The sequence below is a fragment of the Ensifer sp. BR816 genome, assembly GCF_000378985.1.
Classification (GTDB): Bacteria; Pseudomonadota; Alphaproteobacteria; order Rhizobiales; family Rhizobiaceae; genus Sinorhizobium.
The window spans coordinates 2,698,623-2,711,900 of record NZ_KB905370.1; the positions used below are offsets into that span (position 1 = coordinate 2,698,623).

The following is a 13,278-nucleotide window of genomic DNA, read 5'->3' on the forward strand; positions in this document are numbered from 1 at the left end:
GCAATCAAACGGACTTCTGCGCGGGTATGTTCCGACCGGATATCGGCGGCGCTGCGAAAGGAGGACAGCGCGCACCTCTTGCGATGCAATCGATATTGCATTTTATAATTATAATATGTAATTTTCCGCTGAGCCCTTAAGGGCCACTCGTTCTCGAAGCGGGAGGCTATCAATGCCCGGGACAAAGCTGGCACATCTCCGCGTCGACGGCGTTGACTATACAATCGTGGATCTTCCCGCGGAGGCAGGCGAGGCGTTGAAGCGCCTTCCCTATATCCACCGCATCCTGCTGGAGAATGTGCTTCGTACTGCCGGCGATGATGGTGCGAGGGCGAAGGGGGCGATCCTGGACTGGCTCGATACCGGCACGAGCGAGCGCGAAATCCCCTTTCTCCCCAATCGCGTCCTCATGCACGACACCACCTGTGGTCCGGCGCTGGTCGACATCGCCGGCATGCGCTCGGCGTTGGCGGAGGCCGGCGGCGATCCCGCCCTTCTCAATCCCGTCGTGCCGGTGGACGTTTCGACCGACCACTCCGTCGGCGTCGATTTCTTCGGTCAGGCGGGATCGCTCGAAAGGAACATGGCGCGCGAGTTCGAGCGCAACGCCGAGCGCTACCGCTTCATGAAATGGGCGACGAACACGCTAAGCAGCTTTACCGTGCACCCGCCCGGTACCGGGATCATGCACACGCTCAATCTCGAAAGGCTCGCAAGTGTTGCGACCAGCAAGTGCGTCGACGGCGTCCGCTTGGCGATGCCCGACACGCTGATCGGCACCGACAGCCACACGCCGATGATCAACGGCATTGGCGTGCTTGCCTGGGGCGTCGGCGGGCTCGAGGCGGAGAGCGTGTTCTTCGGCATGCCGGTGACGCTCCGGGTCCCGGACGTCGTCGGCGTGAAACTCACCGGAGCGTTGCCGAGCGGCGTGCTGGCGACCGATCTGGCGCTCACCGTCACCGAAATGCTGCGCGAAGTCGACCTGCAGGACCGCTATGTCGAATTCTTCGGTCCCGGTTTGTCGACGCTGACCGCCGGAGACCGCGCCGTCGTTGCCAATATGGCGCCGGAGTTCGGCGGCAACAGCGGTTACTTCCCGATCGATCAGCAGACGCTCGATTATCTCGAAGTGACGGGGCGCGCCCGCGATCAGGTCGAGTTCGTCAAGGCCTATGCAAAGCGCGCCGGCCTGTGGTTCGATCCGCATACGGACCCCCGTTACACCGCCGTCGTGGAGCTCGATCTTTCGACTGTGGAAGTCAGCCTCGCCGGGCCGACACGTCCGCAGGACCGGCTTCCCGCCGGCGCCACCCTCCAGGCAATCGAGCCCATGCTCGCGGGGCGCGGCACGGAGGAGCGGACGGATGGGCCGCAGGACGGCGCGGTGGCGATTGCCGCGATCACCAGCTGTACGAACACCTCCGATCCGCGGCTCGTCGTCGCCGCGGGGCTTCTTGCCCGCAAGGCGCGGAGTTTCGGACTGAAGCCGCCCCATTGGGTGAAGACCTCGCTCGCACCCGGCTCGCCGACGGCGGAGCGCTATCTCAGGCGCGCCGGTCTGCTCCAAGACCTGGAAGCCGTCGGCTTCGGCATCGTCGGCTATGGCTGCACCACCTGCATCGGGAATTCCGGTCCGCTCACAGTGCCGATCGCCGCTGCCATGGAAGAGCGCGGCATCGTGCCGGTCGCGGTGCTGTCGGGCAACCGCAACTTTCCGGGCCGCGTTCATCCGCAGCTTGAAGCCGGCTTCCTTGCCTCGCCGCCGCTGGTCGTCGCCTTCGCGCTCGCCGGTACGGTGAGGCTCGATATTCTGACCGATCCGGTCGGAACGACCGCCGATGGCAGGAAGATCACCCTCTCCATGCTTTGGCCGACCGGCGCCGAGATCGACGAAGTCCTGGCGCAGGCTTCCAGTGCGCGCGACTTCAAGCCGGCCTATGAGGAGGCGGAGGCAAGCCCGGTCTGGGGCAAGCTCGGTGCGCCGGTGACGACACTCTTTCCGTGGGACGAAGCTTCCACCTATATCCGCAGACCGCCCTTTGCCGGTTTCGGCGACGGCACCTTGCTCGGCCGCTACGAGGCGCATCCGCTCCTTGTGCTCGGCGACGACATCACCACCGACCACATCTCGCCGGCGGGCGCGATTCCCGCGAGCGGCACGGCCGGCCGACATCTCGTCGAGCGCGGCGAGAACCCGGCGGACCTCAATGTCTTCGCTTCGCGGCGCGGCAATTGGGAGGTGATGGTGCGCGGACTGTTCACCAACAAGACGGTGCGCAACATGCTCGGCGACGTGCCGCCGGGCTCGACCATTCACGCGTCGTCGGGCGAGGTCCTGCCGCTCCTGGACGCGGCACGCCGCTATCGCGCCGACGGCCAGTCGGTCGTCGTCGTCGCCGGCGAACGCTACGGAATGGGCTCTTCGCGCGACTGGGCGGCGAAAGGCGTCTCGCTGCTCGGTGTGCGCGCCGTGCTCGCCTTAAGCTTCGAGCGCATCCACCGCTCCAACCTGATCGGCATGGGGATCTTGCCGTTGCGATTGCCGGCGGAGTTCGGTCCCGGCCGGCTGAAGCTGCAGCCGGGAGACGTTGTCGAAGTCTCGGCGGACCCGGCGACGATTTCTCCCCGTTGGCCGGTGCCGGTGACGATCCTGAGGAAAGACGGTTCTAGCTTTTCCTTCGAGGCAGGCGCGGCGGTAGAAACCAATGTCGAAATCCGCACGCTCAAGGCCGGCGGTCTCCTGCCTCTCATCCTCGATGAAGTGCTGAGGTCGGCCGGCAAGGCAAAGTCTGCGGAAGCTTCCCTTCAATGACAGTTGCCCACCCGACCGGTGTCGGGTGGGCCACGCCGCCCGGAGTTGCATGTCACCGGTTGTGGAAGACCCCTGGCTGCTATGCTGCGACCTTGTCGATCAGCGCCCAGAGCAGTTCCTTTTCCTTCGGCTTCAGGTCGGTCAGCGGCGGACGCACCGGTCCCGGTGTCCGGCCGATGAGTTCGACGCCCGCCTTGATGATCGATACCGGATAGCCCTGCTCGCGGTCGCGCAAGGCCGCGAAGGGGAAGAAGAAGCTGTGCAGGATCTCTTCCATCGTGGCGCGGTCGCCGGCCCGCATGGCCTTGTAGAAGCGCTGCGCCAGCTTGGGCACGAAGTTGAAAACAGCCGAGGAGTAGGTCGTCACCCCGACGCCGTTGAAGCCTTCGGCAAAGAGCTCGTGCGTCGGCATGCCGCCGATGTAGCAGAGGCGATTGCCGAGCTTGGCGGTGACGTGGCGGACGAGATCGACTTTGCCGGTGCCGTCCTTGAAGCCGATGAGATTGGGGCAGGCGTCGGCGAGACGGGCGACGGTTTCGGCATTGGCCACCGAGTTCGCCCGGTTGTAGATGATCACCCCGAGGCCGGTCGATTCGCAGACGGCCTTCACATGCCGGTAGATGCCCTCCTGCGGCGCTTCCATGAGATAGTGCGGCAGCAGCAGGAGACCGGCGGCTCCCGCCGCTTCGGCCCGGCGGGCCGTTTCCTTGGCAAGCGCCGTGCCGTAGCCGCAGCCGGCAATGATCGGCACATCCCCCGAAGCCTCCTTCGCCGCGCGTGTCACATCACCGACCTCTTCCGGCGAGAGGGAAAAGAATTCGCCAGTGCCGCCGGCGGCGAAGAGGGCCGCCGCGCCGAAGCCGGCTAGCCACTCGACATGCCCACGATAGCTTTCGAGATTGAGGCTTAGGTCTTCGTGGAAGTGGGTGACGGGAAACGACAATAGTCCCGAAGCGATGCGAGACTTGATCTCATCTGGCGACAAAGGACCTTCTCCATGAATTGATATGATGTGATTGGCAGTCATATGATGACATCGAGACAGAGTCAACCGCGTAGAACGCGGCCGTACCTGACGCGCTCAGCCGATGCTAACATATCGTTCTTCGCACTTTTTCCGGGGAAGCGCCCCGGGGCGGCGTGGAGCTCCGAACCTTAGATCAGAGCACCAAAAATCCAGGCACATCCCGCTAAGAGCACTTTGAACTGAAAGTCATCATATGTATTTCAGTCCTCGCATGCCCAATGCCGCCGCTACTGGGAGCACCAGAAGGTCGGCGCGCTGCCGTCGCTCGCCCTCAGTTGAAGTAGAAGGCATAGGCGGCGAAATTTCCTTCGAAGATCGCCAGAATCTGGTTCCATTCATCGCCGTCCATCACCGGTCCGTCTGAGAGATAGGGCAGGGCCGCCGGCCCCGTTACCCACAGGATCAAGTCGAATGACTTCGGCTCCTCGAACAGTTTGGCAGCGTTGATGCCCTTTGCGAAACGCCAGTGCCGGATCAGGAGCTTGCCATCGAGAGCCGCTTCGAAACGGGAGAGCAGACCGAGCCAGGCCTGGACCCGTTCCTCGGTAACGTTCAAGGACGGCAATGCGCCCGATGTCTGTCGCGGCCCGGGCAGCCATTCATGATCGTCATCGGTCTCTTTGCCGATGAAGGCCCACGTTTCGCGGTTGAGGGCAATGACGGACTTGAGGTGGTCGCGTACCTCGGCCCACAGCACCTTGTCCTTCACCGGCCATCGGATGGTATGCAAGAGTGTGACGAGGTCGGCGAGGTCATCGGCCTGCTGCTTCTCCAGGCCGAACGCGGTGCTGCCGTGGACATCGCCACCCTCGGCCGCCGCCATTGTCGACACGGCCCGCGGAAACAGCAAGGGAAAGCTGTAATCCCAACTCTCTGAGAAATCATGAGACAGCCAGGCCTTGGTCACCGCCATCAGGAGGTTGCAGTAGCCGCGCAGCCATTTGGCGTCGGCGGTGTCGAAACCCACGACGAACGGCTTCGCATGGCCGCTTTCGTCGATATCGGAGATGGCCATGCCGAAATGATCCTCGGGACCGAGCCTGCCGTCGCCATTCCAGTCGAAACGCGCGGCGGAAAGATCGACGCTGAGCTTGGCGGGCCTATCGCCAACCGCCTGCAGGGCCCGGTCGGCCGATTCGAGATCGGCGATGAACGCCGCCAACATGGCGCGAAACGCATCATAGGTGACCGGCTCGGGATTCGGATTGAGCGGAATTGGTGCGCGCAGGCCGAAGAGCGATTGATAGCCCTCGGCCTTTGAAGCGAAGCCAACACGATAGAGCGCCTGCGACAGTTTCTCGAATGCCCGCGCTGCTCGAACCAGCCCGAGACCGAGCTGTGCATCGGCATTGCCGGTGGCCGCCGCGGTCAGCGCCAGCAGTTGCTCGTCCGCCTCGCCGATCTGGCCGTTGGCAAGATAGGTCTGGACGACAGTCGTGGCGCTCGTTTCAGCATGCACGGCGTCAGGCGTGCCGGGACAAATTATGCCAAAGGCCAGGACCGGCACCATGAAAGATTTAAGGACGCGGTTTCGCACGTGCTTTCCTCCCGTTGTGGGCAAGGTGCGGCGCCCCGCCCGGAAAGATGAAAATCACCAAGTCGCCGACGGTTTTCACCCGCGGCTCATTGCGTGAAGCCGGATTCGCCCTCCGCCGTCGACGGAGCCTTCAGGTCGATCATCGGCAGCGCGCCGTTCGGCAGCATGGTGCTTGGCAGGCGTCCGTCCCATCGCTCCGCCTGGGTCAGGGAAACGAGGCCGGGATTGTCCCGCAACGCATCGCCGCGCGCCTTGATCGCCTTTGCCTCGGCCTCACCCTTCACCTTGATGGCCTCGGCATCGGCTTGCGCCTGGAGGCGGACGGCATCCGCTTGTGCCTGCGCTTCGGCGCGACGCGCGTCGGCAAGCGCATTGGCCTGGGTGACGGTAATTTCCGCCTGCACCTTCTCGCGTTCTGCATTCTGACGCAGTTTCTGCACCTCGACCTCTGCCAGCATGCGCTGTTCGATGCTGGCCTCATAGGCATCCGAGAAATCTATGTTCTCGATCTGCACGCTGTCGATCATGACCGGCCCGCTGACACTTTCCTGAATGGCTGCCGCGACTTCCTGATTCAGCCGGCCGCGCTCCTGGATGGCGGTGACCGCGTTGAAGCGGCCGAAGACGGTCTTGGTTTCCTCGAAGACCTTGCGCTCGACCAGACGGCTCAGCAAGCCGTCTTCGGAGCCATAGAGTTCATAGACGGTCGCGACTCGATCGATCGGAATGCGGTAGTTGACCGACAGCTTGACGGTGGCGGGTTGCTGGTCCCGGCTGTAGGCCTCCATATTCTCGTAGACGACAGCCTTCGACTGCACGGAAATACGCACGATGGAATCGATCAGCGGCAGTTTCAGGCCGAGCCCCGGATCCGCAGTTCCGACGGTTGCGCCGTAACGCAGCACGACGCCGCGTTCGCCCTGATCGATGGTGTACCAGGAGCCGAAGATGATGCTCAGCGCGCCAAGCGCGACGAGACCTATGATGACCGAGGGGATTGTGGCGAAGGTTCTCATGCTACCTCTTCTGATGTCACTGCAAATCCGCAACAGGCTTCTCGCGCAAAGGACGCACCGTCCGGACAGGTTGCATGCGTAAACCGATTTCCGTGGCGATCAAACTGCAGCCCATAGAAGAAATCGGTGAAAAGCACTACCGCAAAACTTGCGAAGACAACTGCGCATGTCTAGTCAGCGGGCACGAAGTTTCAATCATTCGCGTCGTGAAAGGACGAAAATCGTGGAAGAGGCAGGGACGGAAACGGGCAAGGGCGGGCGCAAGTGGCTGTGGGCAGCGGTCGCGGTGGTCGCAATCGCTGCAGCGGGGGGCGCCGGCGGCAAGATGGTGGTCGAAAGGAAAGTCGAGGAATTCGTCGCCAAGCGTGGCGGCAAGGCGGGCGCCATCGAGGTCGATTTCCTTGGGCGAATTCATCTGCGCGACGTGACGCTGCCGGTCGCCGACGGCGTCAACGTCCACATAGCGTCGGTCGCTGGACGACCCAAAGTCCTCTTCCTGAATGGGATGGCCGAGGTGAACGGCGTCGACATGGCGGCTGCAACGGGCAAGGTCTCCGTACCGCATGCAAGCATCGAAGACGCCGATTTCGAGCTTGGCACGCTGGCCGAGATCTTCAGCAGGACGAACACTGCCCCGCTGTCGAAACGCATCGAACGCTTTGCGGCAAAGCGCGTGTCCGTACCCGAGATTGCCATCACCCAGGCGATCGCCGGCAGCGAGCAGAAGACGGTCTACAGGAATGTGAGCCTGGACGACATCGCGAACGGTCGCGTCTCCCGCTATTCCGCCGGCGGCGCCAGCTTCGAATTCGCCATGGAGATTCCCGACGGGCTCGGTGGAACGAAGAAAGAGCGCCTGACCGGTTCGATCGGCGCAATGACGGGCCAGGACTTCGATGCGGCCTATATGGCCCGGCTTTACACGGAAAAGGCCGGTCCTGAAGACAAGGAGCCGAAGCCGCTCTACGGTCCGCTTTCCGCCAAGGCAATCACCTTCGCGGACAGCGAGTCGCATTTCGCCTATGACGAGATGCGCAGCAATGGGTTCAGTCTGCGCATGCCGGCCGAGCCGCTTCTCGAAACGCTGGAGAAGCTGAAGACGGTCACGAACCCCGAGGACCTTGCGCCGAAGGAGCGCCAAGCGTTCCTTGTCCGGATCCTGTCGCTGGTCGACATGATCGGCAAGGGCGATATGGAGATGTTCGGGCTCAGGATCGACACGCCGAAAAGGGAAGCCGAAGACAAGGGCAAGAAGATCGGGCTCGCTGTCGATCGCATGGTGGTGAGACTGGACGGACGGAAATTCGACTCGTCCCTGCACGGCATGTCGATGGGCGAGGGCGCGGACTACGTCAAGGTCGCTGAAGCGAGCGTTACCGGCTTTTCCTGGGATTCCACCCTGGAAGCGCTGAAGAAGATGGCAGGGCTCAACGATGAGCAGCTTGAAACCTTCCCCTTCACGACGCTGTTGCCGGAATTCGGCACGATCCGCGTGGCGGGCATCGATGTCGATTTGGCCAATCCAGAGTCCGGAGCCGACAGCGATGCACAAGGCTACGGCGACGAAGCGGATACGCAAGCTGCCGAAGGGCTTATGCCCGAGGCCGAAAAGGCGGATGGGGCGGATCAGCAGCCGGATGAGGCTGCCAAGTCTTCGCAGGAAGCCCCTGCTGCCGCCGTTCCGCAACGCATCCGCTTCGGGCTCAAGAATTATGAGCTGGCGCTCACCAAGCCCTATAACGGCATTCCGACGGATATCCGTGTCAGCTATGAGGATCTGAGCGTGCCGGTGCCGGCAGAAGGGCAGGACGAAACCTTCGCGGAGCTCCGCAAGCTGGGCTTCGAAAAGCTGGTCGTCTCCTCCAACCTCGAAGCGGCTTGGGACGAGCCCAACCAGAATCTGGTGATCAAGGACATTTCGCTGAGCGGCAAGGATGTGGGCGGTTTCTCCCTTTCCGGCCTGATGGGCGGATTCACCAAGGACTTTTTCTCCGGCGATATCGCCATGACTCAGGTGGCGCTGTTGGGGCTGACTGCGCGGGAGATAAAGCTGAGGATCGAGGACAGGGGCGGCATGGCCAAGGGCATCAAATTCTACGCCGAACAAAACGGCATGACGGAGGATCAGGCGCGCGGCATGCTGACGATGATGTCCGCGGCGGTATTGCAGCAGTTTGCGGCGGACCAGCCGAAGCTGCAGGGCGCCGTCGATGCGCTTTCACGCTTCATCGCCAAGCCCGGGACTTTCGCGCTGACCGTTAGATCCAAGGCCGAAAACGGCATCGGGGCGTTCGACCTCGTTGCGGCTTCCGAGAACCCCGTGCTGATTCTCGACAAGGTCGACCTCGAGGCGACGGCGCAGTAAGCCCATTCCCCGGGCCTTGCGCAGCGGCGCAGGGCCCGGGGAGCGTAACGTCAGGATGCCTGGTCCGCAGTGATCCGGGGCGTTTCGCCTGGCAATGACAGGGATCAAAGGTCCCAGAGCGATGCAGAAAGGGATTCGGGCGCTGCTCTGGGACCTCTCACGCCAACGGCGGGGGTGGGGGCTTGGTTCGTTGGCGCTCGCAACCTCAATTTTGCACCCAGTGACGATTTCAACAACTGGCATCGGACCTTTACCGGCGCCTATCGGACCAAGGTCCTAGATGCACTGGAAAGTGCAGGGTGAGGGATCAGGGGCATCCGAAGCTTTGCGTCACAAAACTCGCGGCTATTCAAAATTCACCTAAAAGGCGTTGTTTGCTGCTATGTTTGCAGCCGTCACCCAATGGTGAGTCAACATCCGCTGGCCGATTGTGTTCACGGTGACGCGCCTCGTTCGAGCCCGCGCCACCACCATTGCGATTAAATCGGATACGATTTATATAGAGGGTCAACGAATCGGAACCTGGATTGGATCTGCCTATGACGACCGCCCCGACTGCAAAGAGCCCGAACGTCCCCGCGTCCGAGCGTCCGGAGGCAGGTAAGGGGGGAAGGAAGCTGTCAAATTTCCTCTGCTTCGCGATCTATTCGGCGAACCTTGCCTTCGGCCGCGCCTACAAGCCCATTTTGGACGAGCTTGGCCTGACCTACACGCAATACATCGCCCTGGTGGCGCTCTCGGAAAAGGACGACCAGACTGTCGGCGAGCTCGGGGAAAAGCTTTTCCTCGAATCCAATACGCTGACGCCGATCCTCAAGAAGCTCGAGCAGGTCGGCTTCATCAGTCGTCGTCGCGACCCGGATGACGAGCGGCAGGTTCGCGTGAGCCTGACCCCCGCCGGTCGTAACCTCGTAGATACAGATCCCGGTGCGTCACTGGCGGACGCCACCGGGCTCGGAGACGATTTTGACGACGTGCAGCAGAGCGTGGCGAAGCTGCGCGACAATCTTCTGCGTGGCTCGCGGGCCGAACCGGGAAAGCCATAGGGAGCTCCGTCGTTGGCGGCACCCCTACCTTCGGGAGACCCTAGCATGCACGATCTGTTCGTCTCACCGCATTTCCAGATTGTCGCTCTGGGGGTCGTGGGCATCATCGTCTGGCATTTGCAGGGGCGTGGCCGTCCGAACGCGCGCCTCGTGGTCCAGATCGCCTTCTTCTGTGCCATGACGGCAATAATGTACGCAAACGGGATTGCTCCGCACAGGTTCGAACCGATGAGCGAGGGCGGCGGCATGCTCGTCGCCGCCAAGACCCTGTGGTGGGTGCATCTGGCCTGGGCGGTGATCGGCTTCGTCCGCATCTACATCGTCCTCGATGGCAGACCGCGCGAAGCCCGACTGTTGCAGGACCTCATCATCGCCGTGGTCTATCTCGGCGTGACGCTGTCGCTTCTGGCCTTCGTGGGTGGCTTTGCGATAGGGACGCTGCTCGCGACCTCCGGTGTCATCGCGATCATCCTCGGGCTGGCGCTGCAGAGCACCCTGAACGACGTCTTCTCCGGCCTGGCGCTGACGCTGGGGCGCCCGTATGGAATCGGCGACTGGATTGTGCTGACCGACGGCACCGAGGGGCGGGTCGTCGAAAGCACCTGGCGCTCAACCCATATCCTGACGTCAGCCAACAACATCGTCGTCTTGCCGAACAGCTTTCTGGCCAAGATCGGGCTGACGAACATCAGCCGCCCTGATGAGACGCATCGGGTGGTCCTGATGCTTCGGGTGAAACCGACGCGCACTCCGTCCTTTGTCGCCGAGACGATGCGGCAAGCAATGATCGGGGCAAACACCATCGTGCATGATCCCGCTCCCGTCGTCGCGATCATCGGCGTCGATGCCTTTGCCATAGAGATCGAACTGCAATTCCACGTGAGGCATCCCGCTGACAGAACTCTTGCCCGAAACGAGATTTTCGATCTCGCCTACCGCCAATGCGGGGCGATGGGCATATCCCTCGCCCCGCCGGCGTCATCCGCCCTCTTCGTGGAAAAACTCGAGACCGGATATGCCTCCCGGGGAGAGACGTTGCAGGAATTGTTGTTGTCCAACCTGATATTTGCGGGTCTTAGCCAGGAAGAACTGCAAGAGTTGGAAGCCTCGGCTAGGCTCCGGCGCTACGCGCCCGGAGACGTTCTGGCCCATGACAACATACCGAGCTTGATCGTCGTCCGCTCAGGCGCCGCCTCGGCACTTGGCGACGGCAAGGATGTTGAACGACTCGCGCCGGGGGCCATAAGCGCTCAGATGGATACGGCCGACGATAGGATCCAATATGAAGCGCTGACCGTGCTCGAAGCGTATGAAGTTGGCGGGCCGGCTCTCCTATCTCTGTTGAAAGACCACCCGGAAATCAAAAACGACCTTTCCGGCCTAACGAAGACCTCATCGATGACAGGCAATCCGGCCGGTAAAGAGAGACGCAGATCCGCCCTTCTTCGTACGGTTCATGGTTTCTTGGGCCGGTGATGGCGTCGATGCAACGCGGTGTGTAACCGAGCATCGTGCCCGGACCGATCCAACAGCAGTTCGGTTGCTTAGAGATTTTGCCTAGCTGGAGGACGCCATCGCAAGCTCACTTGCCTCCATCATCTCGGCAGCTTTGGCGTAACCGCCGCCTCGTAGACGGACGGATCGAGCACGAGCGAAAACTCGCTATGGGCCCGTGTTGCGTGCAGGTGGCCGCCGATCATCGCCTATTCTCCAGATCAGTGGAGGTCGGGTCTGCACGGTAGGCAGGCAGACCCGACCGATCCCGATCAGACCAGGTTGATGGAAACGTCGATGTTGCCGCGCGTTGCCTTGGAATAGGGGCAGATATCATGTGCGGCATCGACCAGCTCGCGTGCGAGTTCGCGATCGACGCCCGGCACGCTGACATTGAGGCGTGCCCTGAGGAAATAGGAACCGTCGTCGACATTCAGGTCGATCTCGGCATCGATCTCGGCATCGGCGGGGAGCTTGATCTTTCTCTGGGAGGCGGCAACGCCAACGGCAGCGATGAAACAGGCTGACCAGGCGGCACCGAAGAGCTGTTCGGCGGCCGGATGCGGCTGCGGCAGTCGAAGATCGAGCTGGCCGTCACTGCTGCGGGTGCCGCCGTTGCGACCGCCGGTGTTGTGAGTCTTGCCGGTGAAAAGAAGCTTCTCAGTCATGGTGAAATCCTTATCTGTCCTCGTTGATCGCATCCGAATTAAGCGGATGCGATCTAAATAGATGGCGCGATGAATTGTGTCAAGCGGTTTAGATTTAATCGGGTGCGATTAATACCAAGGTCGAATGCTGTGCCCCGAGGCCACGTTGCAAGGGTGCAGCGGCGGCCCGCAAAGGGCGGACTCGGGCTGCCAAACAATCGGGACCATGATAAATTAGGTATGGATAATATGCGGAGCGACCAGGCCCAGGGACAGGAGTCGAGCCCGAGGGAGCAGCTATGCTCCGCCCGCGAGGCGATCGGGATTTGTGCTCTTTTCCTTGGATCAGGGCAGCGGGTTCGGAGGAGCGTCGATGACTTCCGCATCGCTTGTCATGTCCGTGATCACCATTGCCGGACTTTCGATGCTTCTTGCCGTGCGAAGCAACGCCCACCAGGCAGGCAGCGGCTGGACTTACCCGCCCGCGTGCTGCAAGGACAAGGACGTCGGCGGCGACTGTGCGGCCATCCCCGCCGCTGATGTCAGGAAAGGGGCTCGCGGATTCTCCGTTACCCTTCGCCCCGGGGATCATCCGCTCGCCACCAGAAGTCACCGGTTCTTCATTCCCTACGGAGACGAGATCCCGTCCGGAGACGGCGAGTATCACATCTGCCTTCACCCGACCGAGGATAACGTCAACTGCTTCTTCGCGCCTCCAGAGGATGTCTGAGGGAGGCCATATCGATTATACCGTAGGAGGCGCTTGATCTCGGGTGCCGGTGTGGTTGAAATTAAAACAGTGTTCAACTTTTGGAGATATTCGTGCGAGCATAGTTGACTTCCGTATGAGTTGATATTGATGAGCGAATTTCAGAACAAAGCCGTTGGGCTGATGGCCGCCTGTGGGGAAAGTTCGGTGAGCGATCTCGTCGAGCGCCAGAGGAAACTCCTACTTTCGGCGCTGGAGCTCTACCGTGCTGTCGGTGGATCGTTTGAGCAGCTTGAGGCCGTCATGATGCGCGATGACACGGAAGCTCCCCGACGCGTTGACCTGGTCATAGGCGAATTGATGAGCGAACTGGCGGCCATTGGTCACATCTACGACCTGGACATCATGCAATGTGCCCACAACATGCTCGACACGCGTCTCCGCGAAAAAGCGGCGTTGGCTGCGATTTCGCCGGCTGACGGCTGCCGAGTTCAGCGCTGAACACGCGCGAGCGTGCCAGTCGACATCCGGAATGCAGCGCCCGCCTTCCAGACGGCTGCGAGCAATACGAACTTGCGTGAGGAAGTTCGAGGGCATCCAACCTTCAACGCCTGGTACCGTA

10 protein-coding genes are annotated in these 13,278 nt (G+C 61.9%); 6 read left to right on the forward strand and 4 right to left on the reverse strand.

All coding sequences use genetic code 11. The features are described from left to right. The first annotated feature begins 172 nt into the window (after positions 1-172). A complete protein-coding gene (gene acnA / locus RHIBR816_RS0113095; protein ID WP_018237003.1) occupies positions 173-2,815 on the forward strand; it encodes an aconitate hydratase AcnA in 2,643 nt (880 codons plus the stop codon). A gap of 79 nt (positions 2,816-2,894) precedes the next feature. Here the strand turns inward: acnA and kdgD are convergent, their stop codons facing one another. The 3 genes from kdgD to RHIBR816_RS0113110 form a co-directional block, all read right to left on the reverse strand. Then, entirely contained in the window at positions 2,895-3,800 is a 906-nt protein-coding gene (kdgD, locus tag RHIBR816_RS0113100; RefSeq protein WP_026186941.1) for a 5-dehydro-4-deoxyglucarate dehydratase, read from the reverse strand. 313 nt (positions 3,801-4,113) lie between these two features. After that, on the reverse strand, positions 4,114-5,379 hold the full coding sequence (locus RHIBR816_RS0113105; protein ID WP_026186942.1) for a hypothetical protein: 1,266 nt from the start codon (positions 5,377-5,379) through the stop codon (positions 4,114-4,116). Positions 5,380-5,465: 86 nt separating this feature from the next. After that, positions 5,466-6,395, reverse strand: a complete 930-nt coding sequence (locus tag RHIBR816_RS0113110) for a prohibitin family protein (protein WP_018237006.1) — start codon at positions 6,393-6,395, stop codon at positions 5,466-5,468. Positions 6,396-6,618: 223 nt separating this feature from the next. On the opposite strand from RHIBR816_RS0113110, the gene RHIBR816_RS0113115 reads away from it, so the two are divergent. The 3 genes from RHIBR816_RS0113115 to RHIBR816_RS34100 all read left to right on the forward strand — a co-directional run bounded on the left by RHIBR816_RS0113115 (position 6,619) and on the right by RHIBR816_RS34100 (position 11,282). Continuing rightward, positions 6,619-8,760, forward strand: a complete 2,142-nt coding sequence (locus RHIBR816_RS0113115; RefSeq protein WP_018237007.1) for a hypothetical protein — start codon at positions 6,619-6,621, stop codon at positions 8,758-8,760. Positions 8,761-9,299: 539 nt separating this feature from the next. Next, complete coding sequence (locus tag RHIBR816_RS0113120; protein WP_018237008.1) at positions 9,300-9,806, forward strand: MarR family winged helix-turn-helix transcriptional regulator; 507 nt, start codon at positions 9,300-9,302, stop codon at positions 9,804-9,806. Between the two features lie 45 nt (positions 9,807-9,851). After that, positions 9,852-11,282 (forward strand): mechanosensitive ion channel family protein, encoded by a 1,431-nt coding sequence (locus RHIBR816_RS34100; RefSeq protein WP_018237009.1) that lies wholly within the window; start codon positions 9,852-9,854, stop codon positions 11,280-11,282. A 290-nt stretch (positions 11,283-11,572) separates the two neighbouring features. Here RHIBR816_RS34100 and RHIBR816_RS0113135 read toward each other — a convergent pair whose 3' ends face one another. After that, entirely contained in the window at positions 11,573-11,968 is a 396-nt protein-coding gene (locus RHIBR816_RS0113135; protein ID WP_018237011.1) for an organic hydroperoxide resistance protein, read from the reverse strand. A gap of 352 nt (positions 11,969-12,320) precedes the next feature. On the opposite strand from RHIBR816_RS0113135, the gene RHIBR816_RS0113140 reads away from it, so the two are divergent. Beyond that, a complete protein-coding gene (locus RHIBR816_RS0113140; protein ID WP_018237012.1) occupies positions 12,321-12,677 on the forward strand; it encodes a hypothetical protein in 357 nt (118 codons plus the stop codon). Positions 12,678-12,806: 129 nt separating this feature from the next. After that, complete coding sequence (locus RHIBR816_RS0113145) at positions 12,807-13,157, forward strand: hypothetical protein (protein ID WP_034815292.1); 351 nt, start codon at positions 12,807-12,809, stop codon at positions 13,155-13,157. Positions 13,158-13,278 lie beyond the last annotated feature (121 nt).

What these genes read in the sequence shown, in the direction of transcription:
- acnA (WP_018237003.1), top strand. Translation starts at nt 173, where the DNA reads ATGCCCGGGACAAAGCTGGCACATCTCCGCGTCGACGGCGTTGACTAT.
- RHIBR816_RS0113110 (WP_018237006.1), bottom strand. Translation starts at nt 6,395, where the DNA reads ATGAGAACCTTCGCCACAATCCCCTCGGTCATCATAGGTCTCGTCGCG.
- RHIBR816_RS0113120 (WP_018237008.1), top strand. Translation starts at nt 9,300, where the DNA reads ATGACGACCGCCCCGACTGCAAAGAGCCCGAACGTCCCCGCGTCCGAG.
- RHIBR816_RS34100 (WP_018237009.1), top strand. Translation starts at nt 9,852, where the DNA reads ATGCACGATCTGTTCGTCTCACCGCATTTCCAGATTGTCGCTCTGGGG.
- RHIBR816_RS0113135 (WP_018237011.1), bottom strand. Translation starts at nt 11,968, where the DNA reads ATGACTGAGAAGCTTCTTTTCACCGGCAAGACTCACAACACCGGCGGT.
- RHIBR816_RS0113140 (WP_018237012.1), top strand. Translation starts at nt 12,321, where the DNA reads ATGACTTCCGCATCGCTTGTCATGTCCGTGATCACCATTGCCGGACTT.
- RHIBR816_RS0113145 (WP_034815292.1), top strand. Translation starts at nt 12,807, where the DNA reads ATGAGCGAATTTCAGAACAAAGCCGTTGGGCTGATGGCCGCCTGTGGG.